At 66.9% G+C, this 26,078-nt stretch carries 24 protein-coding genes; 11 read left to right on the forward strand and 13 right to left on the reverse strand.

Features of this window, described 5'->3' with window-relative positions; translation table 11 throughout:
• Positions 1–12 precede the first annotated feature (12 nt).
• Both ABE485_RS03105 and lolA read left to right on the forward strand, forming a co-directional pair.
• Positions 13–2,397 (forward strand): DNA translocase FtsK, encoded by a 2,385-nt coding sequence (locus ABE485_RS03105; protein ID WP_346513361.1) that lies wholly within the window; start codon positions 13–15, stop codon positions 2,395–2,397.
• Positions 2,397–3,020: an outer membrane lipoprotein chaperone LolA gene (gene lolA, locus ABE485_RS03110; protein WP_346513655.1), complete on the forward strand. Its 624-nt coding sequence runs from the start codon at positions 2,397–2,399 to the stop codon at positions 3,018–3,020. Before ABE485_RS03105 ends, lolA begins: the two co-directional genes overlap by 1 nt.
• Before the next feature lie 86 nt (positions 3,021–3,106).
• Here the strand turns inward: lolA and ABE485_RS03115 are convergent, their stop codons facing one another.
• From ABE485_RS03115 to ABE485_RS03155, 9 genes are all read right to left on the reverse strand, one after another.
• Positions 3,107–3,520 (reverse strand): RidA family protein, encoded by a 414-nt coding sequence (locus ABE485_RS03115; protein ID WP_346513363.1) that lies wholly within the window; start codon positions 3,518–3,520, stop codon positions 3,107–3,109.
• Positions 3,521–3,555: 35 nt separating this feature from the next.
• On the reverse strand, positions 3,556–5,025 hold the full coding sequence (locus ABE485_RS03120; protein WP_346513365.1) for an N-acyl-D-amino-acid deacylase family protein: 1,470 nt from the start codon (positions 5,023–5,025) through the stop codon (positions 3,556–3,558).
• A 14-nt stretch (positions 5,026–5,039) separates the two neighbouring features.
• The gene (locus ABE485_RS03125; RefSeq protein WP_346513366.1) at positions 5,040–5,912 is read right to left on the reverse strand and encodes a MurR/RpiR family transcriptional regulator; all 873 of its coding nucleotides are present in this window, start codon (positions 5,910–5,912) and stop codon (positions 5,040–5,042) included.
• Positions 5,913–5,950: 38 nt separating this feature from the next.
• Complete coding sequence (locus ABE485_RS03130) at positions 5,951–6,949, reverse strand: ABC transporter ATP-binding protein (RefSeq protein ID WP_346513368.1); 999 nt, start codon at positions 6,947–6,949, stop codon at positions 5,951–5,953.
• Complete coding sequence (locus tag ABE485_RS03135) at positions 6,946–7,953, reverse strand: ABC transporter ATP-binding protein (protein WP_346513370.1); 1,008 nt, start codon at positions 7,951–7,953, stop codon at positions 6,946–6,948. Before ABE485_RS03135 ends, ABE485_RS03130 begins: the two co-directional genes overlap by 4 nt.
• 2 nt (positions 7,954–7,955) lie before the next feature.
• Positions 7,956–8,831 carry an ABC transporter permease gene (locus tag ABE485_RS03140; RefSeq protein WP_346513372.1) on the reverse strand — a complete coding sequence of 292 codons (876 nt, stop codon included), beginning with the start codon at positions 8,829–8,831 and terminating at the stop codon, positions 7,956–7,958.
• A gap of 1 nt (position 8,832) precedes the next feature.
• Positions 8,833–9,774 (reverse strand): ABC transporter permease, encoded by a 942-nt coding sequence (locus ABE485_RS03145; protein WP_346513373.1) that lies wholly within the window; start codon positions 9,772–9,774, stop codon positions 8,833–8,835.
• Positions 9,775–9,856: 82 nt separating this feature from the next.
• Complete coding sequence (locus tag ABE485_RS03150) at positions 9,857–11,416, reverse strand: ABC transporter substrate-binding protein (protein WP_346513375.1); 1,560 nt, start codon at positions 11,414–11,416, stop codon at positions 9,857–9,859.
• Positions 11,417–11,529: 113 nt separating this feature from the next.
• On the reverse strand, positions 11,530–12,798 hold the full coding sequence (locus ABE485_RS03155; protein ID WP_346513376.1) for an amino acid deaminase: 1,269 nt from the start codon (positions 12,796–12,798) through the stop codon (positions 11,530–11,532).
• Positions 12,799–12,978: 180 nt separating this feature from the next.
• On the opposite strand from ABE485_RS03155, the gene ABE485_RS03160 reads away from it, so the two are divergent.
• The 4 genes from ABE485_RS03160 to ABE485_RS03175 all read left to right on the forward strand — a co-directional run bounded on the left by ABE485_RS03160 (position 12,979) and on the right by ABE485_RS03175 (position 17,093).
• Positions 12,979–13,770, forward strand: a complete 792-nt coding sequence (locus ABE485_RS03160) for a deaminated glutathione amidase (protein ID WP_346513378.1) — start codon at positions 12,979–12,981, stop codon at positions 13,768–13,770.
• 114 nt (positions 13,771–13,884) lie between these two features.
• Positions 13,885–15,225 carry a replication-associated recombination protein A gene (locus tag ABE485_RS03165; RefSeq protein WP_346513379.1) on the forward strand — a complete coding sequence of 447 codons (1,341 nt, stop codon included), beginning with the start codon at positions 13,885–13,887 and terminating at the stop codon, positions 15,223–15,225.
• A gap of 42 nt (positions 15,226–15,267) precedes the next feature.
• Positions 15,268–16,614 (forward strand): serine--tRNA ligase, encoded by a 1,347-nt coding sequence (gene serS, locus ABE485_RS03170; protein ID WP_346513381.1) that lies wholly within the window; start codon positions 15,268–15,270, stop codon positions 16,612–16,614.
• A 230-nt stretch (positions 16,615–16,844) separates the two neighbouring features.
• Complete coding sequence (locus tag ABE485_RS03175) at positions 16,845–17,093, forward strand: hypothetical protein (protein ID WP_346513383.1); 249 nt, start codon at positions 16,845–16,847, stop codon at positions 17,091–17,093.
• 233 nt (positions 17,094–17,326) lie between these two features.
• Here the strand turns inward: ABE485_RS03175 and ABE485_RS03180 are convergent, their stop codons facing one another.
• Positions 17,327–17,647: a virulence factor gene (locus ABE485_RS03180; protein WP_346513385.1), complete on the reverse strand. Its 321-nt coding sequence runs from the start codon at positions 17,645–17,647 to the stop codon at positions 17,327–17,329.
• A 299-nt stretch (positions 17,648–17,946) separates the two neighbouring features.
• Complete coding sequence (locus ABE485_RS03185; RefSeq protein WP_346513386.1) at positions 17,947–18,456, reverse strand: hypothetical protein; 510 nt, start codon at positions 18,454–18,456, stop codon at positions 17,947–17,949.
• 193 nt (positions 18,457–18,649) lie between these two features.
• Here ABE485_RS03185 and ABE485_RS03190 point away from each other — a divergent pair, with 193 nt between their 5' ends.
• A complete protein-coding gene (locus ABE485_RS03190) occupies positions 18,650–18,847 on the forward strand; it encodes a hypothetical protein (RefSeq protein WP_346513388.1) in 198 nt (65 codons plus the stop codon).
• Position 18,848: 1 nt separating this feature from the next.
• A complete protein-coding gene (locus ABE485_RS03195) occupies positions 18,849–20,039 on the forward strand; it encodes an amidohydrolase family protein (protein ID WP_346513389.1) in 1,191 nt (396 codons plus the stop codon).
• Here the strand turns inward: ABE485_RS03195 and ABE485_RS03200 are convergent.
• Positions 20,036–20,938 (reverse strand): LysR family transcriptional regulator, encoded by a 903-nt coding sequence (locus tag ABE485_RS03200; protein WP_346513391.1) that lies wholly within the window; start codon positions 20,936–20,938, stop codon positions 20,036–20,038. The genes ABE485_RS03195 and ABE485_RS03200 overlap by 4 nt on opposite strands.
• Before the next feature lie 161 nt (positions 20,939–21,099).
• Here ABE485_RS03200 and ABE485_RS03205 point away from each other — a divergent pair, with 161 nt between their 5' ends.
• A complete protein-coding gene (locus ABE485_RS03205; protein WP_346513392.1) occupies positions 21,100–22,227 on the forward strand; it encodes a mandelate racemase/muconate lactonizing enzyme family protein in 1,128 nt (375 codons plus the stop codon).
• Between the two features lie 145 nt (positions 22,228–22,372).
• Complete coding sequence (locus tag ABE485_RS03210; protein WP_346513394.1) at positions 22,373–23,353, forward strand: Bug family tripartite tricarboxylate transporter substrate binding protein; 981 nt, start codon at positions 22,373–22,375, stop codon at positions 23,351–23,353.
• Between the two features lie 33 nt (positions 23,354–23,386).
• Here the strand turns inward: ABE485_RS03210 and ABE485_RS03215 are convergent, their stop codons facing one another.
• Positions 23,387–24,235 (reverse strand): IclR family transcriptional regulator, encoded by an 849-nt coding sequence (locus ABE485_RS03215; RefSeq protein ID WP_346513396.1) that lies wholly within the window; start codon positions 24,233–24,235, stop codon positions 23,387–23,389.
• A 183-nt stretch (positions 24,236–24,418) separates the two neighbouring features.
• Between ABE485_RS03215 and ABE485_RS03220 the strand changes: the two genes are divergently transcribed.
• Positions 24,419–26,071 (forward strand): MFS transporter, encoded by a 1,653-nt coding sequence (locus tag ABE485_RS03220; RefSeq protein ID WP_346513398.1) that lies wholly within the window; start codon positions 24,419–24,421, stop codon positions 26,069–26,071.
• The last annotated feature ends 7 nt before the right edge of the window (positions 26,072–26,078 follow it).

Below are 26,078 nucleotides of genomic sequence, written 5' to 3' on the forward strand. Positions count from 1 at the left end.
ATAATGAGCCGCATGCCGCGTATCTCGACTGCTTCTCCGCGCGCCTCGCGCAACACCCGCAACGGACCTTCTCCGCTACAGACGCGCATTTCCGCGTTGCTGCGCGAAGCCCGCTGGATCCTGTTCGCCGCCCTGGCGGCCTGGCTCACCCTCGTGCTGGCCACCTGGAGCGCCTCCGACCCTGGCTGGTCGCACTCGGTGCCGGGCGACGTGGTGCACAACCAGGGCGGCCGGCTGGGCGCCTATCTGGCCGACATCCTCCTCTACCTGTTCGGTTTTTCGGCCTGGTGGTGGGTCATCCTGCTGTTGCACCGCGTGCGCGCCGGTTACCGGCGCCTGGCCGCGCAGTTGCGCGTAGCCAACAGCAAGCAGCCCGAAGTGCTGCCGCGCGTCCACTGGGAAGAGGGCATCGGCTTCTTCCTGCTGATGATCGGTTCGCTGGGCATGGAAGCCCTGCGCCTGGCCAGCCGCGGCACGCATCTGCCCGGCGCCTCCGAAACCACCAGCGGCGCGGGCGGCGTCATCGGCCAGATGCTGGCCGACCTGATCGGCAGCAGCATCGGGTTCACTGGCGCAACGCTGGCCTTCCTGGTCATGCTGGCTATCGGACTCAGTCTGTTTTTCTCGTTTTCGTGGCTGGCCGTCGCGGAACGCGTCGGCTCCTGGCTGGAAGGCCTGGTGCGCCGCGTGCGCGATTCGTACACCGCCCGCCAGGACCGCAAGGTCGGTGAGGTCGCCAAGGCCGTGCGCACCGAGCAGGTCGTGGCCAAGCAGGAAAAGCTGGTCCACGAACAGCCCGTCCGCATCGAGCCCGCCATCACCGTGGTGCCCAAGTCCGAGCGCGTCGAAAAGGAAAAGCAGCAGTCGCTGTTCTTCGCGCCCGCGCCCGGCGCCGAAGGCGACCTGCCGGCCATCAGCCTGCTGGACCCGCCCCTGAACAACCAGGAAACCGTGTCGGCCGAGACCATCGAGTTCACCTCGCGCCTGATCGAAAAGAAGCTGGCCGACTTCGGCGTGTCCGTCACCGTGGTGGCGGCGCAGGCCGGTCCGGTCATCACCCGCTATGAAATCGAGCCGGCCACCGGCGTGAAGGGCAGCCAGATCGTCAATCTGGCCAAGGACCTGGCGCGCGCCCTCAGCCTGGTCAGCATCCGGGTCGTGGAGACCATCCCCGGCAAGAACCTGATGGGCCTGGAACTGCCCAATCCGCGCCGCCAGATGGTGCGCCTGTCCGAGATCCTGGGCTCGCAGACCTACCACGCCAGCCATTCCGTCGTGACCATGGCGCTGGGCAAGGACATCGCCGGCAATCCGGTGGTGGCCGACCTGGCCAAGATGCCCCACCTGCTGGTGGCGGGCACCACCGGTTCGGGCAAGTCCGTCGGGATCAACGCCATGATCCTGTCCCTGCTGTACAAGGCCGACGCCTCGCACACCCGCCTGATCCTGATCGACCCCAAGATGCTCGAAATGAGCGTCTACGAAGGCATCCCGCATCTGCTCGCGCCCGTCGTCACCGACATGCGCCAGGCCTCCAACGCGCTGAACTGGTGCGTCGGAGAAATGGAAAAGCGCTACCGCCTGATGAGCAAGATGGGCGTGCGCAACCTGGCGGGCTACAACACCAAGATCCGCGACGCGATCAAGCGCGAAGAGCCGATCCCGAATCCGTTCTCGCTTACCCCCGACCAGCCCGAGCCCCTGGCGCCGCTGCCCACCATCGTGGTGGTCATCGACGAACTGGCCGACCTGATGATGGTGGTGGGCAAGAAGATCGAAGAACTCATCGCCCGTCTCGCGCAGAAGGCGCGCGCGGCCGGCATCCACCTGATCCTCGCCACGCAGCGTCCCAGCGTGGACGTGATCACGGGCCTGATCAAGGCCAACATCCCGACGCGCATCGCCTTCCAGGTGTCGTCCAAGATCGACTCGCGCACCATTCTTGACCAGATGGGCGCGGAAACCCTGCTCGGCCAGGGCGACATGCTGTACATGCCGCCGGGCACCGGCCTGCCGGTGCGCGTGCACGGCGCGTTCTGCAGCGACGACGAAGTCCATCGCGTGGTGGAAAGCCTGAAGGCGCAGGGCGAGCCGAACTACATCGAAGGCCTCCTCGAAGGCGGCCTGGACGGCGACGGCGCCGAGGGCGCCAGCAGCGTCACCGGCATCGGCGGCGACGCGGAATCGGATCCCATGTACGACCAGGCCTGCGAAGTGGTGCTCAAGCACCGCCGCGCTTCCATCTCGCTGGTGCAGCGGCACCTGCGCATCGGTTACAACCGTGCGGCCCGGTTACTCGAGCAGATGGAGCAATCGGGTATGGTGTCGGCGATGCAGTCCAATGGCAACCGCGAGATCCTCGTTCCCGCCGCTGCCGCCGCACGAGAGGAAGCATGATGAACACGTTTCGCCGCCTGGCCGCCGTCGCGGTACTGGGCCTGTCGCCGGCCCTGGCGCTTGCCGCCAGCGCGCAAGAACAACTGCGCGCCTTCGTGGCGACGGTCACGTCGGCCACCGGGTCGTTCTCGCAGTACACCGTGAATAACCAGGGCCGCACCCAGCCCGCGCAGACCGGGGTGTTTTCGTTCCAGCGCCCCGGCAAGTTCAAGTGGGCCGTGCAAAAGCCCTATGAGCAGCTGGTCATCTCCGACGGCCGCCAGGTGTTCCAGTTCGATCCCGATCTGGCCCAGGTCACCGAGCGCAAGGTCGATGCCGCCATCGGCACCTCGCCCGCGGCCATCCTCTTCGGCTCGGGGTCGCTCGAACAGTCCTTCGACGTGTCCGCGCTGCCGGCCAAGGACGGCGTGGACTGGCTGCGCGCCAAGCCGCGCACCGCGGATGCCGGTTTCTCGCGCGTCGACATCGGCATGAAAGACAACCTGCCCGTGCGGGTGGAACTGCTGGACTCGTTCGGCCAGACCACCCGCGTCGACCTGTCGGCCATCCAGGCCAATCCGCAATTGCCCGCCAAGGAATTCCAGTTCACCGCGCCCAAGGGCGTGGATGTCGTGAAGATGTAATCGTCCCCGGCAGGCAGGCTTTTCCCGAAGGCCTGGCGGGTGCAGCCGGGCCTTTTGTTTGCGCGCCGCGATGGCGCGCCGCGCCCTCAAGCGCGCTTATACGCAATGCAATCCACTTCCACCTTGGCGTCGACCACCAGGCTGGACTGCACGCAGGCGCGCGCCGGCGGGTTGGCGCCGAAGTATTCCTTGAAGACCTTGTTGAACGACGCGAAGTCGCGGGCGTCGTCCAGCCACACGCCGCAGCGGATCACGTGTTCGGGGCCGTAGCCGGCTTCCTTCAGGATCGCCAGCACCTGCTGGATGGCCTTGTGGCTTTGCGCCACGATGCCGCCTTCGATCACTTCGCCGTTTTCCATCGGCACCTGGCCGGATACGTGCAGCCAGCCGTCGGCCGCGACGGCGCGGGCGAAGGGCATGTGCGAGCCGCCCTGGCCGGTGCCGCCGGCGACGCCGTAGCGGGTGATGCCGTTGCCGTCGGGAGTGGGGGTAGCGCTCATGGGGTGTTTCTCCTGGTTCGGGATGTCTTGAAGGGTCAGGCGGCCGGCGCCTGGGAATAGGACGCGCGCAGGTCGCCGCTGCGCGGCAGCCAGCGGCCGGCGCGCTCGCCGGTGGCTTGTCCGTTGCGGTAGGAAAGGGCGCCGTTCACCCACACGGCCTCGATGCCCGCCGCGGTCTGCACCGGGTCGGCAAAGGTGGCGCGGTCGATGACGGTGTCGGGATCGAACAGCACGAGGTCCGCGTGGTAGCCCTCGCGCACCAGGCCGCGTTCGGCCAGGCCGTAGCGGGCGGCGGACAGGCCGGTCATCTTGTGCACGGCCCGGGCCAGCGGAAATAGGCCCACGTCGCGGCTGTAATGGCCCAGCACACGCGGGAAGGCGCCCCACAGCCGCGGATGCGGCATGGGGTCGTTCGGCAGGCCGTCCGAGCCCACCATCGTGAGCGGGTGCGACAGCACGCGGCGCACGTCGTCCTCGTGCATGTTGTGATACACGGCGCCGGCCGGCTGCAGGCGCCGTGCCGCTTCCAGCAGGGTGACGCCCCAGTCGGCGGCAATGGCCGCCAGCTTGCGGCGCGCCTGCTCGGGATGGGGCTCCGACCACGTGATGTCGATGTCGAACTCGTCCGTGACCTGCTTGAGGTCCAGCGTGGACGAACTGGCGGAATAGGGATAGCAGTCGCAGCCCACGTGCTGCAGGCGGCCGGCGCCTTCCAGCTTGAACAGCACTTCCTTCGTGCGGCCCCAGTTGCCGGCGCCCGCGCACTTCAGGTGCGACACCACCACCGGCACGCGCGCGTGCAGGGCGATGTCGAAGGCCTCCTGCATGGCCTCCAGGATGGCGGCGAATTCCGAGCGCAGGTGCGTGGTGTACAGCGCGCCGAATTCGTCCAGCGCCTCGGCCAGCAGCTTGACCTCGGCCGTGTCCGCCTCGAAGGCCGAGGCATAGGCCAGGCCCGTACTCAGGCCGATGGCGCCGTGCTCCAGCGCGTCGCGCAGCTGGGCGCGCATCGCCAGCACTTCCTCGCGGGTGGCGGGCCGGTCCAGCCGGTCCATGTGGTTGTTGCGCAATGCCGTGTGGCCCACCAGGGCGGCCACGTTCACGGCGGGCTGCGCGGCTTCGATGGCGCGCGTGTAGTCGGCGAAGGTGGGGTAGCTGAAGTCTTCCCGCTTGCCCAGCAGGTTCATCGGATCCGGGGGATCGCCGCGCAGCGACACGGGCGAGGCGCTGATGCCGCAGTTGCCCACCACCACGGTGGTCACGCCCTGCGACAGCTTGGGCAGCATGTCCGGCGTGCGGATGACGTTGGTATCGTCGTGCGTATGCACGTCGATGAAACCGGGGGCCAGCGCCAGGTCCGTGCCGTCGATGATCTGGCGGGCGGCGGCGCCGGGCAGGTCGCCGATGGCGGCGATGCGGCCGCCGGCCAGCGCCACGCTGGCGCGGTATTCCGGGCCGCCGGTGCCGTCCAAAATACGGACGTTGCCTATGAGGGTGTCGTACATCTTGTGTTCCAGGTTCAATCGCCCAGCGGCAGGCGGTTCGGGCCGCCGCGGTGCTCGTCCAGCGCCAGCTTGATGCGGCGCAGGCGTTCGCGGTTTTCCTCTTGGTTCAGCATGGCCAGTTCCGTCGACAGCAGGTCGATCGCCAGCATCATCGCGTAGCGCGAGGCCGAAGGCTTGTAGATGAAGTCGGTCTCGTCGGTGCGGATGGGCAGCACCACGTCGGACAGCCTGGCCAGCTCGGAGGATGCGTCGGTGATGGCGACGATGCGCGCGTTGTACTGCTTCACGATGCGCGCCGCGCCGAGGATCTCGGGCGTCAGGCCGGAGGCCGACAGGATCAGCACCGCGTCGCGCTCGTCCAGCGTGGCCGCCACCATGCGCAGCAGGACCGCGTCGCTGTAGACGGCGATGGGGTAGCCCAGGCGCACGAGGCGCGACTGGACTTCCTGCGCCAGCACCGCCGACGCGCCGCCCATGCCGAAGACGTAGATCATGCGCGCGCCGTCGACGATGGACGCGGCTTCTTCAAAGAGCTGCTCGGTGAAGGTCGGCAGGTGCGCGCGCAGCGTGCTTTCGATGTCGGCGTAGATGCGGGCGTAGAAGGTGCTTTCCTCGGCCGGCGCGCTGGGGTCCAGGAAGCGGCTGCCCACCGTGCTGGCCTGCGCCAGCTTCATTTTCAGGTCGCGCGTGTCGTCGCAGCCCACCGTGCGCGCAAAGCGCGAGATGGTGGCGATGCTGACGCCGGCCTTGGCCGCCAGCTGGTCCACCGTGGCGCTGGCGCTCCAGATGATGTCGTCCAGGATGGCGTCGGCCACCTTGCGTTCGGTCACGCTCAATGCGTCCCGCCGACTGCGTATCTGGAAGACGATGTCGCGGATGATGTTCATGTGCAATTCCTGGGTCAATTCGGGCGGGGCAACCGGCGCTAGGCCGCGAGCTCGGGATCGTCGAGGCGCGTACAGGCCGCAAAGTGGCCCGGGCCGACGCCGACCGCCGGCGGCACGGTGGCCGCGCAGGCGTCGATGGCGTGCGGACAGCGCGTGCGGAATACGCAGCCGGACGGCGGATTGACCGGGCTGGGGATGTCGCCCTTGAGCAGAATACGCGATCGCGGCGCGCGCGGGTCCGGCACGGGCGCGGCGGACAGCAGCGCGCGGGTATAGGGATGGCGCGGGCGGGCGTAGACCTCGCTGGTCGGCCCGCGTTCCATGACGCGGCCCAGGTACATGACCACCACGTCGTCGCACAGGTAATCCACCACCGCCAGGTCGTGGGCCACGAACAGCATGGTCAGCCCCAGGTCGCGCTGCAGGTCCTGCAGCAGGTTCAGCACCTGCGCCTGCACCGACACGTCCAGCGCGGACACCGGTTCGTCCGCCACGATGAAGTCCGGCTCCACGGCCAGCGCGCGCGCGATGCCGATGCGCTGGCGCTGGCCGCCCGAGAATTCATGGGGATAGCGGCGGCTGTGGTCCGCGTTCAGGCCCACCCGCTCCAGCAGTTCGCCGATGCGGGCGGCGCGGCGGTCCTGCGCCAGCTTGTGCGTGTTCAGCGCTTCGCTCAGGATCTCGGCCACCGTCATGCGCGGATTGAGGCTGGCGTAGGGGTCCTGGAACACGATCTGCATGCGGCGGCGCCACGGCAGCATCTGCTTTTCGTTCAGCGTGGTGATGTCCTGCCCGTCGAACACGATGCGTCCGGCGGTGGGCGCGAACAGGCGCAGCAGGGCGCGTCCGGTGGTGGTCTTGCCGGAGCCGGATTCGCCCACCAGGCCCACGATGGTGTTGCGGGGCACGTCGAAGCTCACGCCGTCCACGGCCCGCACGACGGGCGCGTTGCGCGCCTGCGAGGTCGGGAAGTGGACCTTCAGGTCTTCGATCCGCACGAGCGGCGCCTCGGCGCGGACAGTCGGGTTGCTCGTCATATCGGGTTCACCTTGATGCAGCGCGCGCGGTGTTCGGACTGCACCGTCACAAGTTCGGGCACGCCGGCCCGGCAGTCGTCCGCGGCCAGCGGGCAGCGCGGCGCGAAGGTGCAGCCGGCCGGCAGCGACAATACGCTGGGCACGTTGCCGGGGATGGCGCGCAGGCGCTCGCCCGAGGCCAGCAGCGCGGCCGTGGGCAGACAGGACAGCAGGCCGCGGGTGTAGGGATGCGTGGGCTTTTCGAACAGGTCGTAGACCCCGGCGTCCTCCACCACGCGCCCGGCGTACATGACGGCCACGCGGTGCGCGATCTCGGCCACCACGCCCAGGTTGTGCGTGATGAACAGGATGCTCATGTTCATTTCGGCCTGCAGCCGGCGCAGCAGGTCCAGGATCTGCGCCTGCACCGTCACGTCCAGCGCCGTGGTGGGCTCGTCGGCGATCAGCACGGCCGGGTTGCAGGCCAGGGCCAGCGCGATCATCACGCGCTGGCGCATGCCGCCCGACATCTGGTGCGGGTACTCGTTGACGCGGCGGTCCGCCGCGGGAATCTCGACCCGCTCCAGCATTTCGCGGGCGCGCTTGATCGCCGCCGCGTAGGAGCCGCCCTCATGCTGCAGCACGGCCTCGGCGATCTGGTCGCCCACCGTGTACAGCGGGTTCAGGCTGGTCATGGGCTCCTGGAAGATCATGGCGATCTCGGCGCCGCGGATCTTCTGCAGCGTGGCGGGCATGGCGTGCGCCAGGTCGTGCTGCGCGCCCTGGCGGTCGCGGAACAGGATCTTGCCGGCCTCGATGCGGCCCGCCGGCTTGGGCAGGAGGCCCATGATGGACAGGCTGGTCACGGATTTTCCGGAACCGGACTCGCCAACGATCGCCAGCGTTTCGCCGCGGGCCAGGTCGAAGGTCACGCCGTCCACGGACTTGGCGATGCCGTCGCGGCTGTGGAACCAGGTCTTCAGTCCTTCCACGGACAGCACGATGTCTCGGGTGCTTGCCGTCATGATTACAGCTCCTTGCGCAGGCGCGGATCGAGGACGTCGCGCAGGCCGTCGCCCACCAATTGCAGCGACAGGACGGACAGCACGATGGCGATCCCGGGAAAGATCATGATCCAGTCCGCCGACCCCATGTATTGCTGGCCCGCGTTGATCATCGTGCCCCAGGTCGGGATGTCGGGCGACACGCCCACGCCCAGGAACGACAGGCCGGCTTCGGCCAGGATCGCGTAGGCGAAGATGAAGGTGCCCTGCACCAGGATGGGCGACACCAGGTTGCGCAGCACGTGCACGGTGACGATGCGCCAGGTGGGCACGCCCAGCGCGCGGGCGGCCTCGACGAAGGGCAGTTCGCGGATCACCAGGGTCGATGCCCGCACGATGCGCGCCAGGCGGGGCGTGTAGACGATGCCCAGCGCGATCACCACGTTGACCAGCGACGGCCCCAGCGCCGCCACCAGCGAGATGGCCAGCAGGATGTCGGGAAACGCCATCATCGCGTCGATGAGTCGCGACACGAACTTGTCGGCCGTGCGGAAGAAGCCGGCGATGAGGCCCAGCGCGATGCCCAGCACGCTGGACACGATCACGACGGAAAACCCCACCATCAGCGACAGCCGGCCGCCGTGGATGACGCGGCTGAAGACGTCGCGCCCGAAATCGTCGGTGCCGAACCAGTGCGCGGCGCCGGGCGCCTTCAGGCGGTTCATGATGGACAGCTTGAAGGGATCGTACGGGCTGATCCACGGCGCCAGCAGCGCGGCGGCGGTCAGCACGACGATCACGATCAGGCTGATCAGCACCGTCTTGCGCGCCACCAGGAGGCGCAGCACCTGCCAGCGGTCCGTGCCGGCGCCCGTATTAGCGGAAGTTGCGATAGCCATTCTAGTAGCGCACCCGGGGGTCGACGACCAGGTAAAGCAGGTCGATAAACAGATTGATCAGGACGTAGATGGCCGCGATGATCAGCAGCGCGCCCTGGATGACGGGGTAGTCGCGGCGCAGCACCGCCGACACCACCAGGCTGCCCACGCCGGGCAGTCCGAACACGGTTTCGGTCACGACCGCGCCGCTGATCAGCAGCGCCGTGGTCAGGCCCAGCACCGTCAGGATCGGGATCAGCGCGTTGCGCACCGCGTGCTTCAGGATGACCTTGCGCTCGGGCAGCCCCTTGGCCCGCGCCGTGCGCACGTAGTCGTCGCGCAGCACGTCCAGCATGCTGGCGCGGATGAAGCGGGTGATCAGCGCCGAGTTCACCAGCCCCAGCACCACGGCGGGCAGGATCAGGTGCGACAGGCGCGTCGCGAGAGAGGCGTCCGGCCCGCCGTAGCCCGCCACCGGCAGCCAGCCCAGCTTGACGGAGAAGACCTGCATCAGGAGCAGGCCCAGCCAGAAACTGGGCACGCTGGACGTGAACATGGAAAACGACAGCACCGACTGGTCCAGCGTGGTGCCGCGCTTGACCGCGGAAAGAATTCCCACCGGCAGCGCGATGGCGCTGGCGATCAGGAGCGACATCAGCGTCAGCAGGATCGTGGGCTCGGCGCGGTCGGCCAGCGCCGACAGCACCGGCTTGTTCATGAAGATCGATTGGCCCAGGTCGCCCTGCAGCAGCTTGCCCAGCCACGACACGTACTGCACGGCCACGGGCTGGTCCAGCCCCAGCTGCGCGCGCAGCGCGGCGATGTCCTGCTGGCTGGCCTGCGGGCCCAGCATCACCGCGGCCGGATCGCCGGGCGTGACGCGGATGATCACGAACACGATGGTCGCGACGATGAACATCACGGCCACCAGCCCGACCAGCCGGTTCAAGAGATAACGCAACACGGTGGAATCCTAGAGGTCAGCGCGCAATCGTGCGCGAGTGTCTTCGTGGGCGGGCGGCGGCTGCCGCCCGCTGCGCCGGCGTTTACTTGGGCGCCTTCCATGCATTCCAGAAGTACGGCCACGGCACGGGACGGGTGCCTTGCAGCGCCGGCGAGCGCGCGGCCTGCGCGTTGAAATCGCCGACCTTGATGAAAGGCACTTCGTCGTACACCGCCTGCTGCACGTCCGCCCAGCGCTTGACGCGCTCTTCCTGCGAACCGGCCTGGTTGAAGGCGTCCAGCACCTGGTTGCGGCGCGGCGTGTCCCACCAGCCGGGCGCGTCCTTGGACGGGAAGTCGATCAGGGCCGGCTCGGGCAGGAACGGGCTGTGCGTGATGAAGATGTCCCACACCGCCGGATCCTGCCGACGCTGCGTCAGCGTGGCCCAGTCCACGACCTGCATGTCCACGGTGAAGCCCGCGGCCTTCAGGTATTCGGCGGCCACCAGCGCCATCTTGTAGTGGAACTCGTACTGCTGGCTGGTCAGGATGCGGATCTTGCGGTCCTGCACGTTGGCGCCGTCCACCAGCTTCTTGGCGGCCGCGGCGTCGGCCTTGTTGTAGACCTTGCCGCCCAGCGACGTGGCCCACGGATAGCCTTCCGGATACAGGTCGCCGTTGAGCTTGTAGAAATTCTTGTCGCCGAAGGCGGCGAACAGCATGTCTTCTTCGTTCAGGGCAAGCTGCACCGCCTGGCGGACCGCCTGGTTCGACATGATGCCCTGCTTGGTGTTGAGCACCAGGCGCGGCCAGCCGAAGGGCTTGAGCATCACGGGATCCGAACGGCCATTCTTCAGCTTGGGCAGCGACTCCACGGGCAGCGAGTCCACGTAGTCGAACTGGCCGGCCACCGCGCTTTCGACGCGGGTGTTGGCGTTGCTGACCGGCACGAAACGGATTTCGTCCAGGTATTGCTTGCGCGCGCCGCCGTAGCCGTCGGGCTCGCCTTCGCGCTGTTTGTAGCCGTCGAAGCGCACCAGCTGCACGTACTGGTCGGGCACCCGCGCCTTGAGCTGATAAGGGCCGGTGCCGACGAACTCGGTCAGGGCCGGCGCAATCTTGCCCTTGGGCATGACGACGGCGGCGCTGTTGTTCATCGCCAGCAGGGCGGTCAGGGGCGCATAGGGCTGCTTGAGCGTGATGCGGATCGTGTTCGCGTCCGGGGCTTCCAGGTTCGCGATGATCTTGGCGGCCATCTTGCCGCGCGTGGCGGTCTCGGTCCAGCGCTTCAGGGAAGCCAGCACGTCGGACGAATCCATCTTGGACCCGTCATGGAACGTGATGCCCTGGCGCAGCGGGATCGTGTAGACCAGGCCGTCGGCCGACACTTCCGGCATCTTGTCGGCCAGCAGGGGCGTCAGGTTCCACTTGGCGTCGAAGGTGTAGAGCGTCTCGAAGAAGTGCTGGGTCAGGATGCCCACCAGGTCCGCGGTGCTGGTCATCGGATCCAGCGTCGGCGGCTCGCCGATGGTGGCGACGGAGATCGTGCCTCCCTTGACCGGCGTGGCACAGAGGGCGGGGGACGACAATGCGGTCAAGCCAATTGCGCCGGCCGCGAGCAGGCTCTTCAGCCCACCGCCTCGCCGGGAGGTACGGAAGTTCATGATTCTCTCTCCAGAGGGTCAGAAACAGGTTGTCGCTTGGTATCGTTCGGGCGCCGGGATCCCTGGTGCTGCTGGCCCCCTTCGGGCCTGGCGCGGTGCCGCGGGCTGGGGGACTAGAAAAACGTTTCGGCAACGCCGGCGACGCGGAACTGCTCGTCGACCAGCAGGACCTGACGCCATTTGTCGAACGTCAGGCAGGGATGGGAGATGTCGAAGGCGATCATGTCGCCGACCTGGATGTCGTCGCCCTCGCCGATCTGCATGAAGGCGTGCTGGTCCATCATGGCGGTCAGCTTCCAGTGCGCCGGCGCGGCGCCGGGCGCCGCCTGGCCGGGCCGGTACAGCAGGGCGGGGGCGGGCAGGCCCGCGTCGAAGGCGGCGTCGCGCTTGCCCAGCGCAATGATGGCGCGCCCCGGTTCGGGCAGCGATTGCACGTAGGCCCACACCTGCAGGGCGGGCTGCAGGCCGGGCTCCATCTTGCGGGCAACCGGGTTGTGCGCGTTGATGCGTTCGGCCGCGCTGCGGTAGATGCCGACATCGTGCGACAGGTAACAGCCCGGGCGCAGCACCACTTCCAGGGGCGCGCCGATGTCCAGTTGCGAGAATTCCTCGGCGACGACGTCGAACCAGGCGGAGCCGGCGCCGGAGATCACGGCCGGGCCATTCTTGCGCAGCCTGCCGGCGGCGGCAAGCCCGCGCAGCGCGTCCGTGGCGCGGCGCAGGAAGGCGCGGATGGCGCTTTCGTCCTGCAGCACGCCTTCGTAGACCTCGATGCCGGCCAATGCCAGGCCGGGCCAGCGGCCGATTTCATCGGCCACGGCCTGCAGCTGCGCGTCGTCGCGCACGCCGGTGCGGCCGCCGGCGGGGCCCAGTTCGATCAGCACCGGCAGCACCAGGCCCTGGTCGCCGAAATACTTGCCGAGCTGGGCGGCGTTGGCCGCCGAATCCACGATGCAGAAGAACGTGAAGGCGGGGTCCCGCAGCAGGCGCGCGATGATGGCCATGTTGGCGCGGCCCACCAGCTGATTGGCCATCAGCACCCGGCGCACGCCGTGCTGGTATGCGGCCAAAACCTGCGGGGCGGTGGCCAGCGTGATGCCCCAGGCGCCGTTGTCGATCTGGCGCTTGAACAGGGCGGGGCTCATCGTGGTCTTGCCGTGCGGGGCCAGCTTGACGTGGTAGGCCTCCATGAACTGCTGCATCCATTGCAGGTTGTGGCGCATGCGGGCTTCGTACAGGACGGCCACGGGCAGGCTCACGTCCTCGTCCAGCAGATTCCAGTTCAGCGCCGCCACCTCGGCGGTCGTACAGGATTCCGGGAACGCGCCCAGGCCTTTGCCGTTGACGTCCAGGGGGGCTGCGGGGGAGGAAGAATTCGTCATGGCGGGCGCCCGTTATGGAAAATATTTACTTCAAATCTGGTTTTTTTCATTATCGTGAAAGAAATTTACAACGGGCAGCTAGGAGTTTCCCGTAGTCGGCGCGAGGCCGACAATGGGAAAATAGTTCCATGTCACGCGCGCCGCCGCTGCGCGCCTGGGCGTCCACACAGAGGAAAAGCCATGCTGAAAGTTGCCTTGGGCCAGTTCGCCGTCAGCCGCGTCTGGGAAGAAAATGCGCAGGTCTGCATCGACCTGATGGAACGCGCCCGGGCGGGCGGAGCCGGCCTGCTGGTGCTGCCCGAAGGCATCCTCGCGCGCGACATCACGGACCCGCAGATCGTGCTCAAGGCCGCGCAGCCGCTGGACGGCCCCTTCATCACCCGCCTGCTGGAAGCCAGCCGCGGCTCGGACATGGCCACCATGATGTGCGTCCACGTCCCCACGGGCGAAGGCCGGGTGTGGAACACGCTGGTCACGCTGCGCGACGGACAGATCGTGTCGCAGTACCGCAAGCTGCATCTGTACGACGCCTTCACCATGAAGGAGTCCACCAACGTCACGCCCGGCGCCGACATCCCGCCGCTGCTCGATATCGGCGGGCTGCGCGTGGGGCTCATGACCTGCTACGACGTGCGCTTCCCCGAACTGGCCCGCCGGCTGGCGCTGGACGGCGCCGACCTGCTGGTGCTGCCGGCCGCCTGGGTGCGCGGCCCGCTCAAGGAAATGCACTGGGAAGTCCTGGTCACGGCCCGCGCGCTCGAGAACACCTGCTACGTCGCCGCCACCGGCGAATGCGGCGAGCGCAACATCGGCTGCAGCATGGTGGTGGATCCCCTGGGCGTCGTCACGGCGCGCGCCGGCGAGGCGCCCGCGCTGGTGTTTGCCGACATCGATCCCGAACGCCTGGCGCACGCCCGCAAGGTGCTGCCGGTGCTGGCGAACCGCCGGTTCTCGCCGCCCGAACTGGCATAGGCCATGCGGGAACCGCCGCCCCTGGCCCCGCCATGGGCGGGGCGGCAATTGCAGGCGGCGGGCATGGTGTAATGCTGACTTGAATTCCTTGCTGTCTTCCTCCATCTGCTGCCAATGAGCAACGATCTCTTCGCGGCCGATCCCGCCCATCGGCCCTACGTTCCCCTGGCCGAACGCCTGCGCCCGCGCACCCTTGCCGACGTCGTCGGGCAGTCGCACCTGCTGGGGCCGGACAAGCCGCTGCGCGTCGCCTTCGAATCGGGCCGTCCGCACTCCATGATTTTCTGGGGGCCGCCGGGCGTGGGCAAGACCACGCTGGCGCGGCTGATGGCCGACGGCTTCGACGCCCAGTTCATCGCCATCTCGGCCGTGCTGGGCGGCGTCAAGGACATCCGCGACGCCGTCACCGTGGCGCAGATCGCGCAGGGCCAGGGGCGGCGCACCATCCTTTTCGTCGACGAAGTCCACCGGTTCAACAAGGCCCAGCAGGACGCCTTTCTGCCGTACGTGGAAAGCGGACTCTTCACCTTCATCGGCGCCACCACCGAGAACCCTTCGTTCGAGGTCAATTCCGCGCTGCTGTCGCGGGCGCGCGTCTATGTGCTGCAGTCGCTCACGGCCGAAGAACTGCAGCAACTGGTCGACCGCGCGGTGCAGGCGCTCAATGAAGGCCTGGAAGAGGGCGAGGCCATCCGGATCGAACCCGACGCGCGCGAGCAACTGGCGGCCTGGGCCGATGGCGATGCGCGCCGGCTGATCAGCGCGGTGGAAGTCGTGGCCGAATCCGCGCAGGCGGCGGGGCGCGACACGGTGGACGCCGCCTGGCTCGAGATCTCGCTGTCGCAGAACCTGCGGCGCTTCGACAAAGGCGGCGACGCCTTCTACGACCAGATCAGCGCCCTGCACAAATCGGTGCGCGGCTCCAATCCGGATGCCGCGCTGTACTGGTTCTGCCGCATGATCGATGGCGGCGCCGATCCCAAATACCTGGCGCGCCGCCTGGTGCGGATGGCGGTGGAGGACATCGGCCTGGCCGACCCCCGCGCCACGGACCTGGCGGTCAATGGCGCCGACATCTACGAGCGCCTGGGCTCCCCCGAAGGCGAACTGGCGCTGGCGCAGGCGGTGGTCTACATGGCCTGCGCGGCCAAGTCCAACGCCGTCTACAACGCGTACAACCAGGCGCGCAAGTTTGCCGCGGAACACGGCAGCGCGCCGGTGCCCATACACTTGCGCAATGCGCCCACGAAATTGATGAAACAGCTGGGCCACGGCAAGGCCTACCGCTACGCGCACGACGAGCCCCACGGGTACGCCGCCGCCGAGCAATATTTCCCCGATGGACTCAAGCCTACCTTCTACCGCCCGACCGATCGCGGGCTGGAGGCTAAAATCCAGCAAAAGCTGGCTTTCCTGCGTGAGCTGGACGCGCAGGAACGTGCCAAAAACCGGTAACGGGCCGCGCCCGTTGCTTCTCGCAACCTCACCGACTACACCATGCTAGACCCGATACTGCTGCGCAAAGACCTGCAAACCGTCGTAGACCGCCTCAAGAGCCGTGGCGTGACCTTCGACACGGAACGGTTCAACGACCTGGAGTCTCGCCGCAAGGCCGTCCAGACCGAAACCGAGTCCCTGCAAGCCCGCCGCAACGCGCTGGCCAAGCAGATCGGCCAGCTCAAGGCCAAGGGCGAGGACGCCAGCGCCGTCATGGCGGAATCCCAGGCCGTGCCGGAACGCCTGAAGCAGCTGGAAGAAGAGCTGGCCGCGCTGCAGCAGCCGCTCAACGACCTGCTCATGTCGGTGCCGAACCTGCCGCACGCCAGCGTGCCCCTGGGCGAATCCGCCGACGACAACGTCGAGGTCCGCCGCTGGCTGCCTGGCGCCGCGGGTGCCGATGGCAACCCGCCGGCCCTGGCATTCGAAGCGCGCGACCACGTCGCCCTTGGCGAACCGCTGGGCCTGGACTTCGACATGGCCGCCAAGCTGTCGGGCGCGCGCTTTTCGTTCATGCGCGGCCCCATTGCGCGCCTGCACCGCGCGCTGGCGCAGTTCATGCTCGACCTGCAGACGGGCACGCACGGCTACACCGAGTGCTACACGCCGTACATCGTCAACGCGTCGACGCTGTTCGGCACGGGCCAGCTGCCCAAGTTCAAGGACGACATGTTCGCGGTCTCCAAGGGCGGCGGCGACGACGACCCCAAGGTCGACGACCAGGGCAAGCCTTACGTGCGCGAAGACCAGTACCTGATCTCCACGTCCGAAATCACGCTGACCAGCGTGGCCAGCGGCGCGATCCAGGCCGCCGCCGACCTGCCGCTCAAGCTCACCGCCCATACTCCCTGCTTCCGCTCCGAAGCCGGCAGCGGCGGCCGCGACACGCGCGGCATGATCCGCCAGCACCAGTTCGACAAGGTCGAAATGGTGCAGATCACGCAGCCGGACCAGTCGTACGAAGCCCTCGAGGAAATGGTCGGCCACGCCGAGCGCGTGCTGCAGCTGCTGAACCTGCCGTATCGCGTGGTCCTGCTGTGCACGGGCGACATGGGCTTCGGGTCGGCCAAGACCTATGACCTGGAAGTGTGGCTGCCGGCCCAGAACACCTGGCGCGAGATTTCGTCGGTGTCCAACTGCGAAACCTTCCAGGCGCGCCGCATGCAGGCGCGCTTCCGCAACGCCCAGGGCAAGCCGGAATTCGTGCACACGTTGAACGGTTCGGGACTGGCCGTGGGCCGCGCGCTGGTCGCCGTGCTGGAAAACCACCAGCAGGAAGATGGCAGCATCCTGATCCCCGAGGCGCTGCAGCCTTACATGGGTGGCCTGACGGTGCTCAAGCCCTGACTTGATGACCCTGTCCATCGGCCAAATGGCTGATGAAAAGGCGGAGCCTTCGGGCTCCGTTTTTTTTTATGATTGCGACATATTCCTGTCGTTTTAGAACGCTATCGTGCTCGCATGAGTGCTTGATTTGATGTGAGCAATTGTGTATTCCGATAAAAGGGCCGGATAGTTACGGCACAATACACCCGCGTTCTACACGCTTCATTCACTTATATAACAAGGAGTTGTCCATGACTTCAAGAATGATTGGAGATTTTCGTGTGAGATGCTCTGTGGCTCGGGAAGACGAGCATGGCTACCGCGTGCAGATATGGACCCGCCGCGTAGGCGGAACCGCACCGGAAAAATGCTGGACCGTGCCGGGACAGGCGCCGTTCGCAAACTTGCACGAAGCAGAACAGGAAAGCCAACAGTTGTTCCAAGGTATCAATGGTGTGCGTTTCAACGGTGAACCGGAGTTTGCTCATGCGTCCGCATAATGGCTGGTGGCGAGCGTCGAGTGCGCCTCGCCGATGGATCGATCTTGTTCAGGAATCGCCGCGCTGGGCCGATAACAAGGCCAAGCAGGCGCCGCAGCAACCGGCCGTCCTGGCTGGAAAACCCGTCCAGGCTCCCGCTGTCTGAACGGCATGCCGCAGGGCACCGGACATTGCCCTGGCGGAAAAAAGGCCACTCGACAGAGTGGCCTTTGTTTTGCGCGCCGCTTGCGGGTTCAGTCGCGGTCGTGCCCGCGTCCGCGGTAGTAGCCGTGGCCATGGCCGCGACCGTGATAATGGCCGCGATCATAATATCGGCCGCCACGGTAATAGACTGGCGCCGGATAAACCACCGGGGGCGCGACATAAACCGGAGCCGGACGGTAATAGACCGGAGGCGGCGGCGGCACGTAGACCGGCTGCGGCGCGACATAAACCGGAGCGGGATACACGATCCCGGGGACGCCGATGGAAATCCCGACGTCAACGCGAGCCAGGGCGACGCTGGAGATCAGCAGACCCGCGGCACCGACACCTGCGATAAGCCATTTTTTCATGTTGCACCTGCCTGCCGCATGACGCAGCAAAGTTGAATATCCGTTGACGCTATTTTCGGTGCTTTGCGCCAGTTATACGTAAGCGGCACGGGCTCAATAGCGACAATCCGCAACCGTCCCCTTGATGAAATCCCCAGGCGTGCTGCGCTGCCGCAGCGGACGTGCTCTCCGGTAAACCCGCAGTTGAAGTCGATTGAAATACCCTGGAATCGGCTGAAGCGGGACGCCTTCGTTACACGTAGTCACTATCGGCCGACGGCTGCGGGTAACTGTGTTGCGTGCGTACGCCACGCCAGCGCTCAGGCCAACTCGTCGTAGGGTGTCGACTGGCGATATTCCACCACCCACACCCAGGGATTGGCGGCCCATGCGGACGCGCCATAGCGTTCGCACCACATCAACGCAAACGCGGTCTGGAGGGGAACACCAGGCAACAACGCAGAACTTTGATACAGGGCGTGGGTGCCTTCCGCGCGCGCGTCGGATTCGGTGAGGTTCTGCAGACGTTGGATGCGCACGCCCACCACGACCGCGCTGGCGAATGGGACCCCTGCCTCATCGGCAAGAAGAATGGTTTCTCCGGACTTTCCGTACGGGCATCTGACCCAGCTTGAGGTCTTGCGCAATTCAGACGGATTATCAGGCGAGGGACCCATGGCCACCCACCTGCCCGAATCCGCGGCGTCCGCATACCAGGCCGTCGTGAATTTCGACGGCTGCGGCTTTAGAATGCGCCGGCTCTGCACCTTGGCGCCATCCAGAATGGCCTGCTTGTGCGGTTCGCTGAATTGAAGTGACTGCCGTTTCATGTGCTCGCTGTTTCCCTCGCGATCTGTGCATGCGCGCTATCGCTGTTGCGGCCGGGTCGGCACGTGTCGTCTGTTTGAGCCTTATTCAAGTCTTGCAGGGGAAGTATGACGTGTCACGACCTAGCTGTCAGGCGCGGCCTGAATATGTGTTGTCTTTTTGAAAACGCGGCGGGGTTATTTGTATACTCGACTCATGACTACTGACCTGCACGATCTCAAGCCCGGTTACTACTGGTACACCATGGCCAATGACCCGCTGGCCGTCATCCATATCCATGAGGACGGCGGCGCCACGCTGATGGGCACGGACTATCGCATTGGCGCCGAAGGCGTGGCCGACATGGTCCGTCAGGGCGAACGCTTCTTCTGGATCGAACCGCCTCTGCTCTGACATGGCGGACCTGCTCCTGAAGAATGTCCGCGCGCCGCAGGGCGATGGCGTGGATGTGCTGGTTCGCGGCGGTCGCATCCAGCAGATCGGGCCCGGACTCGCCGCCGACTCCTCCGTTGCGGTGGAAGAAGGCGGTGGAGCCTTGCTGCTGCCTGGCCTGATCGAAGGCCATACCCATCTGGACAAGACGACCTGGGGCTCGCCCTGGTACGTGAACGAAGTCGGGCCGGCGCTGACCGACCGCATCGACAATGAACGCGCCTGGCGGTCCCGCACTGGCCACGACGCGGCAAGCCATTCCCGCGCCCTGGCCCTGGCGTTCCTGCGGGCGGGCGCCACCCGCATCCGGACGCACGTCGATGTCGACACCGACGCCGGCCTGCGCCACCTGGACGGGGTGCACGCCACACGGCAGGCGTTGGCCGGCCGTGTGGAAATCCAGACCGTGGCCTTCCCCCAGTCCGGCCTGCTGGCGCGCGCCGGCACGGCCGACCTGTTGGACCGGGCGCTGGCGCAGGGCGCCGACGTGCTGGGCGGGCTGGACCCGTCCGCCATCGACCGCGATCCCGCGAAGTCGCTGGACGTGTTGTTCGGCCTGGCCGACAAGCATGGCAAGCCGGTGGATATCCATCTGCACGAGCCCGGCGAACTGGGCGCCTTCACGCTTGAACTGATCCTGGACCGCGTCCAGGCGCTGGGCATGCATGGCAAGGTGGTCATCAGCCATGCCTTCTGCCTGGGCGCCCTGGAACCCAGGCGGCTGGACGGCCTGCTCGGCCGCCTGGCCGAACTCGACGTGGCCTTGCTGACCACGGCGCCGGCATCGCGGCCCGTCCCGTCCTTGCGCACCTGCCGCGAAGCGGGCGTGACCCTCTTCGGCGGCAACGACGGCGTCCGCGACACCTGGACGCCTTACGGCAGCCCCGACATGCTGGCGCGCGCCATGCTGATCGGGCTGCGCAACGACCTGCGCCGCGACGACGAGATCGCGTGGGCGCTGGAGTGCGTGACAACCGCGGCGGCCCGCGCGTGCGGCTTTGCGGACTATGGACTGATCCCTGGCGCGCGCGCCGATCTGGTGCTGGCCGACGCGAGCTGTGTGGCGCAGGCCGTGGCGCAGCCGGCGCCGCGCCGACTGGTGATTTCCGGCGGGGTGGTCGTGGCGCGCAACGGCGAAGACGCCATCGCCTAGCCGGCGCGTTCGCCGGCTTTTCCGCCCAGGCCGAGCTGCGATTCGGTCAGTTCCACGAACGCCCGCATCAGCGCCGAGCGCACGCCGGATCGCAGCCAGATCGCGCCCACCGTGCGCACCGGGCAGGGCGCGGGCAGCGGCCAGCGCGTGACGCGCGCCGACGGCGTGCCCGTGGTCGCCCAGTCGGGCAGCAGCGCCACCCCCAGCCCTTCCGACACCAGCTTCGCGATGGAGTCGATGCCGTCCAGTTCAAACCTGACGCGCGGCCGCAGATTGCGCGCCCGCAGGTAGTCGTCGGCCATCTTTCCGCCCACCACGCTGCGGTCATAGCAGATGTAGGGCTCCCGCGCGATGACGGCCAGCGGGTCGTCGACCTTCATGCCGGACGGCGTGACGAGCACCAGCGGTTCGCGCCGCAGGTCGCGCCAGGCGCAGGTCTTGGGAATCGGAAAGAGCGGATGCACCAGCAGCGCGCCGTCCAGTTCGCCGGACAGCACCTTGCCGTAGAGCAGGGTGGTGGGCGCGGGTTCGATATAGATCTCGATCCGCGGATGGCTCGCCACCCAGGTTCGCAGCACCGGCGGCATGATGCCGGTCAGCGCGGTGGGCGTGGCGCCCAGCCGCAGGGGCCCGGCGGGCAGTTCCGTGTCTGACGCGGCGGAACGCAGGTCGCGGACGTCGCGCAGGATGACGCGCGCGCGTTCAAGAATGCGCACGCCTGCCGGCGTGGGCTTGACCGTGCGGCCGGAACGGGCGATCAGCGCGCTGCCTACGTCCGCCTCGAGCGCCCGCAGCCTTTGCTGCACCGTGGCGGGCGTGAGTCCCTGGTGGCGGGCGGCCTGGGCGATGGAGCCCAGCTCCACGACGTGCACGTAGGTTTGCAGAAAGCGCGAGTCCACGGCGGCTTGTCTCTTTGGAAGTTGTTTTTTCCATATTCTAAAGATGCATGAAGATAATTGTTGTTTTCTTTGGCGGCGGGAAGAATACGTTCACGGCATCGATACGGCGCAACGCGCGCCGGTCGGGCCCGTCGAAACCATCCAGCCATCAAGGAGCCACCGTGCCCATCATTGAATCCATAGACGTATGCGCCGCGGCGGTGCCTCTGGACAAAGTCACCTCGTTTTCCAACCGCACGGTGTCGGTCCGCCATTACGGTCTGGTCAAGGTCCGGTCCACGGATGGCGTGGAAGGCATCGGCTTTTGCTACGTCGGCAGCGCTGGCGGCGCCATCTTCGAAGCGGCGGTGCAGAGCCTGCTGGGCCCCGTGCTGCTGGGCAAGGATTCGCACGCCGTCGAAGGACTGTGGCAGGCCATGTACCAGGAAGCGCTGCTGCAGGGGCGGCAGGGCACGGTGATGCGGGCGCTGAGCGCACTGGACATCGCGCTGTGGGATCTGAACGCCAAGACGGCGAACCTGCCGCTGCACAAGTTCCTCGGCGCCATGGAACTCGAAACCGTGCCGGCTTACGCCAGCGGCGGCTATTACCTGGATGGCAAGACCCCGCAGCACCTGGGCGAGGAAATGGCCAGCTATGTGGACAAGGGATTCCGCGCCGTCAAGATGAAGACCGGCCGCCTGTCGCCGCGCGAGGAAGAGGCCCGCCTGAAGGCCGCGCGCGAGGCTGTCGGCCCCGACGTGGAGCTGATGATGGACTGCAACAACGCCTGGCAGGACGTCACCCAGGCCATGCAGTACATCCGCCGCTTCGAGCAATACGAGCCGTATTTCATCGAAGAACCCTTCGGTCCGGACGACATCGACAGCCACGCCAAGCTGGCGCGCCTGACGCACCTGCCGATCGCCACGGCGGAAATCGGCTACGGCCGCTGGTATCACAAAGAGCTGCTGGACAAGGGCGCGGCCGGCATCCTGCAGACGGACGCGGCGGTTTGCGGCGGCATCACGGAATGGAAGCGCATCGCCGCCACCGCCGCCAGCTACGGCGTGGTGGTCTGCCCGCACTGGTTCCACGACGTGCACGCGCCGCTGGTGGCCGCGACGCCGAACGCGCGCTACGTGGAATTCTTCTGGGACGACCAGGTCCTGAATTTCCGCAAGCTGGTCGACCGTCAATTGACCCACAAGCAAGGGCGCGTGGTCCTGCACCAGGAGCCCGGGCTGGGATTCGGCTTTGACGAGCGCATGGTCGAGCGTTTCGGCAAGTGGACCCGCGTTGCCCGCTGATTTCGGCGGCGGGCAGCGCGCTTTCACGCAGACGTAGTGCAGGGGCTTCGCATCCAGGCCGCGACAGACGGCCGGATGCGCCAGAGGCAGGCGGTGTCCACATAAACAGTTGCCGGCCTTTGGACCGGCGCGCGAGGAGACAACAATGCAACGTAGGCAATTCATGACCGGCGCCGCGGCGCTGGGGGCGGCGCTGGTCCTGCCGGCGGCGGCGCGGGCGCAGGACATGCCGTCCGGACCCGTGAAGATCGTGGTGGGCTTTCCCGCCGGCGGCGGCACGGACGTGCTGGCGCGGCTGCTGGGGCAGAAGCTGGGCGTGCTGTGGAATATCCCGGTCATCGTCGAAAACCGCGCGGGCGCGGCGGGCATCATCGCCGCCGAGCAGGTCGCGCGCCAGCCCAATGACGGCAACACCCTGTTGATGGCGCACGTGAACAGCCACGGCATTGCCCCGGGCCTGCAGCCCAAGCTGGCGTATTCGGTGGACCGGGACTTCACGCCCATCGCCCTGGTGGGCAAGACGCCCACCATCCTGATCGGCGGCGCCAACCAGCCGGCCAAGACCCTGCCCGACCTGGTCCAGCTGTGCCGTGCGCAGCCGGGCAAGATCGTGTTCGGTTCCGCCGGCAGCGGATCGGCCCAGCACCTGGCGCTGGAAATCTTCAAGGCGCGCGCCGGGATCGACGTGCTGCATGTGCCATACAAGGGGTCCGCGCCCCTGATGAACGACCTGATGGGCGGCCACGTGCAGTACTGCTTTGAAGGCATGACGACCGCCACGCCGCTGCTGCAGTCCGGCAAGGTCATTGCCCTGGCGCAGACGCTGCAGAAGCGGTCCAGGAGCCAGCCGGACGTGCCGACCGTCGCCGAGCAGGGCTATCCGGGCTTCGAGGCCAGCATCTGGTTTGGCATGGTGGGCCCGGGCGGGATGCCGGACGCCATGGTCCAGCGCATGAACCGCGACATCGATCAGGTGCTGGCGATGGCGGACGTGCAGGAGAAGCTGGCGCAGGTGGGTGCGGAGGACGGCGGCGGCGGGGTGCAGCGCTTTGCCGACTTTATGAAGAGCGAACAGCAGAAGTACGCCAAGACCATCCAGGACGCGAAGATCGTCGCCGAAGGCTGAGGCCGGCGCGGTATCGGGGCGCCGGACAGCACGCTAGCCCGCTTCAGGATCCACCCAGCCCGCCGTCGCCGAGATCGAGCGGGCTTTTTCGCTGAGCAGCCGGGCGGTGTCGGACTCCAGGTCGTCGTCCACGGCGCCCACTGGCCCCATCAGGGTGATGGCGGCCTTCATTTCTCCGAGCATGTCGAAGATGGGCGCCGACAGCGACGTGTAGTGCGGCAGCAGGGCATGGCGGCAGCGGCTGATGTGGTGCTTGCGCACTTCGTCGCGGATCGCCTGCACATCCTCCTGTGTGTACGAATTGCCGGCCGTGCCTCCGTGGCTTTCGGGCACCGCCGACGCCATTTCCTGTTCCAGCAATTCGCGGGTGAGCGCGTCCGGCAGGTGCGCCAGGAAGTTGCGGCCCAGCGCCGAGGACAGCAAGGGCATCACGGTACCCACGCGCAATTCCAGCAGCGGCCGACTGCGGCTGCCTTCCACGCGGTAGACGATGGTCGGGCCCTTGTTGCCCCAAACCCCCAGGAATACGGTGTGCCCGGTGGCGGCGGCCACCTCGGCCATGATGGGGCGTGCGGTGGTGAACACGTCGAACTGCTCCAGCGCCGCCAGGCCCAGCCGCAAGGCATAGGGACCCAGGCCGTAATGGCCCGTGTCGGCGTGCTGCTGCACCACGCCCACCTTCTGGAAACTGACCAGGTAGTAGTGGACGTTGGGGACGGTCAGTTCACAGGCGTCGGCGATTTCCTTCAAGGGCATCGGGCGGCCGGTCTTGCGGATCACGTCCAGGATCCGGAATCCCACTTCGATCGACTGGATGCCCCTGCGCGCCGCGGCCGGCGCCTGTTCCGAGTTCTTCTCAACCTTGCCGGCGGGCCTTGCCATTACTGCCTCCACTGTGTCGGTGGCGGCAGTGTAGCAGCGGCCTTCCGGACGCCAGGAACGCGCCGCCGGGCCGCTGGATCGCCGGCCGCCGGGTTTCCCCTAGCTTTTTCCCTGGCTGCCATAAGTTTGATAATAGTTAATGCATACAGCAGTATCAATCTAAAACGACAGGGGAAAGCAAGCATGGAAGCAAACGTCGCAATGCCCAGGATCGACGACGGGCCTACGCTCAGCCGGAAGGAAGAACGCCAGGTCGTCGTGGCCTCGACCTTGGGCACGCTGTTCGAGTGGTACGACTTTTTCATCTACGGGACGCTGGCCGTCTTCATGAGCCAGGTGCTGTTTCCGCAGGACAACCCCACCGTGGCGCTGCTGGCCGCGCTGGGGGCGCTGGCCGTGGGTTTCATCATCCGGCCGCTCGGGGCCGTGATGTTCGGCTACCTGGGCGACAAGCTGGGCCGCAAGTACACCTTCCTGATCACCGTGGTGATGATGGGCGGCGCGACCGTGCTGATCGGCTGCCTGCCCACCTATGAATCGGCGGGCCATCTCTCGTGGATCCTGCTGCTGACGCTGCGGGTCGTGCAGGGCCTGGCCGTGGGCGGGGAATATGGCGGAGCGGTGATCTACGTCGCCGAACACTGCGAACCCAGGCGTCGCGGCCTGCTGACGGGCTGGATCCAGATCACGTCGTCGGCCGGCCTGATCCTGTCGCTGGTCGTGATCCTGTGCGTCCAGGCCTCGATGAGCGCCGAAGACTTCCGCCAGTGGGGCTGGCGCCTGCCGTTCATCCTGTCGATCGTCATGCTGGCCATTTCCATCTATGTGCGGGCCAAGCTGCATGAATCGCCGGTCTTCACGCGCATGAAGAAGCAGAACCGGCTGTCGAAGAATCCGGTCAAGGAAACGTTCGGCCAGTGGCCCAGCCTGCGGCTGGTGCTGCTGGCGCTGATCGGCGTGACCGCCGGCCAGGGCGCCACCTACTTCACGGGCCAGTTCTACGTCATGATCTTCATGCAGCAGGCCGTGCAGCTTGACCAGACCACCGTCTACACGCTGATCCTCATCGGCTTCATCATCGGCGCGCCGACCTTCGTGCTGTTTGGGTGGCTGTCGGACAAGATCGGCCGCAAGTGGATCATGATGGCTGGCCTGTTCGTCGGCGCGATGGGCTACCACGCCATGTTCGACGTCCTGCTCAATGCCGGCAACCCGGCCCTGGCGCAGGCCATGCAGACCACGCCGGTCCGGGTGCATGCCGACACCAGCGGCGGCGCGTGCGATTTCGGCTTGCAGGCGGCGATGATCGGCAGCCATGCCGACCACAGGAAGGTCTGCGTGCAGGCCAAGAAATTCCTGGTCGGCAAGGGCATCAACTTCGAGTACGCGGCGCCGATTCCGGGCCAGGAGATCGCGATGAGCGTGGGCGGGGCCACCGTCAACGGCTTCGACCGCGCCGCCTATGCCAAGGCGTTGACCGCGGCCGGCTATCCCGACAAGGCGGATCCCGCGCGCATCGACCGCGCCACCATCATCCTGATCCTGGTGCTCATGACCGCCGTCGTCGCCATGGTCTATGGCCCGGTCGCGTCCTATCTGGTTGAATTGTTCCCGGCGCGCATCCGCTATACGGCGCTGTCGTTCCCGTATCACATCGGGGCGGGCATCTTTGGGGGTATCGTGCCGTTTACCGCCACCTACCTGGCGCAGGCCAGCGGCAATATCTTCGGCGGCCTGATGTATCCGGTGGCGGTCATGGTGGTCGTGGGCATCATAGGCAGCCTGCTGCTGCCCAACACGCGCGCCCAGGCCATCGACGAAGATCCGGCCCACTAACAAGAGA

It is taken from the genome of Achromobacter spanius, assembly GCF_039673305.1.
GTDB lineage: Bacteria > Pseudomonadota > Gammaproteobacteria > Burkholderiales > Burkholderiaceae_B > Achromobacter > Achromobacter spanius_F.

Bases quoted from the DNA above. Each gene is read 5' to 3' on its own strand.
- lolA (WP_346513655.1), top strand. From the start codon at position 2,397: ATGAACACGTTTCGCCGCCTGGCCGCCGTCGCGGTACTGGGCCTGTCG.
- ABE485_RS03105 (WP_346513361.1), top strand. From the start codon at position 13: ATGCCGCGTATCTCGACTGCTTCTCCGCGCGCCTCGCGCAACACCCGC.
- ABE485_RS03160 (WP_346513378.1), top strand. From the start codon at position 12,979: ATGCTGAAAGTTGCCTTGGGCCAGTTCGCCGTCAGCCGCGTCTGGGAA.
- ABE485_RS03135 (WP_346513370.1), bottom strand. From the start codon at position 7,953: ATGACGGCAAGCACCCGAGACATCGTGCTGTCCGTGGAAGGACTGAAG.
- ABE485_RS03195 (WP_346513389.1), top strand. From the start codon at position 18,849: ATGGCGGACCTGCTCCTGAAGAATGTCCGCGCGCCGCAGGGCGATGGC.
- ABE485_RS03185 (WP_346513386.1), bottom strand. From the start codon at position 18,456: ATGAAACGGCAGTCACTTCAATTCAGCGAACCGCACAAGCAGGCCATT.
- ABE485_RS03125 (WP_346513366.1), bottom strand. From the start codon at position 5,912: ATGAACATCATCCGCGACATCGTCTTCCAGATACGCAGTCGGCGGGAC.
- ABE485_RS03150 (WP_346513375.1), bottom strand. From the start codon at position 11,416: ATGAACTTCCGTACCTCCCGGCGAGGCGGTGGGCTGAAGAGCCTGCTC.
- ABE485_RS03140 (WP_346513372.1), bottom strand. From the start codon at position 8,831: ATGGCTATCGCAACTTCCGCTAATACGGGCGCCGGCACGGACCGCTGG.
- ABE485_RS03165 (WP_346513379.1), top strand. From the start codon at position 13,885: ATGAGCAACGATCTCTTCGCGGCCGATCCCGCCCATCGGCCCTACGTT.
- ABE485_RS03220 (WP_346513398.1), top strand. From the start codon at position 24,419: ATGGAAGCAAACGTCGCAATGCCCAGGATCGACGACGGGCCTACGCTC.
- ABE485_RS03115 (WP_346513363.1), bottom strand. From the start codon at position 3,520: ATGAGCGCTACCCCCACTCCCGACGGCAACGGCATCACCCGCTACGGC.
- ABE485_RS03190 (WP_346513388.1), top strand. From the start codon at position 18,650: ATGACTACTGACCTGCACGATCTCAAGCCCGGTTACTACTGGTACACC.
- ABE485_RS03120 (WP_346513365.1), bottom strand. From the start codon at position 5,025: ATGTACGACACCCTCATAGGCAACGTCCGTATTTTGGACGGCACCGGC.
- serS (WP_346513381.1), top strand. From the start codon at position 15,268: ATGCTAGACCCGATACTGCTGCGCAAAGACCTGCAAACCGTCGTAGAC.
- ABE485_RS03215 (WP_346513396.1), bottom strand. From the start codon at position 24,235: ATGGCAAGGCCCGCCGGCAAGGTTGAGAAGAACTCGGAACAGGCGCCG.
- ABE485_RS03155 (WP_346513376.1), bottom strand. From the start codon at position 12,798: ATGACGAATTCTTCCTCCCCCGCAGCCCCCCTGGACGTCAACGGCAAA.
- ABE485_RS03210 (WP_346513394.1), top strand. From the start codon at position 22,373: ATGCAACGTAGGCAATTCATGACCGGCGCCGCGGCGCTGGGGGCGGCG.
- ABE485_RS03180 (WP_346513385.1), bottom strand. From the start codon at position 17,647: ATGAAAAAATGGCTTATCGCAGGTGTCGGTGCCGCGGGTCTGCTGATC.
- ABE485_RS03175 (WP_346513383.1), top strand. From the start codon at position 16,845: ATGACTTCAAGAATGATTGGAGATTTTCGTGTGAGATGCTCTGTGGCT.
- ABE485_RS03130 (WP_346513368.1), bottom strand. From the start codon at position 6,949: ATGACGAGCAACCCGACTGTCCGCGCCGAGGCGCCGCTCGTGCGGATC.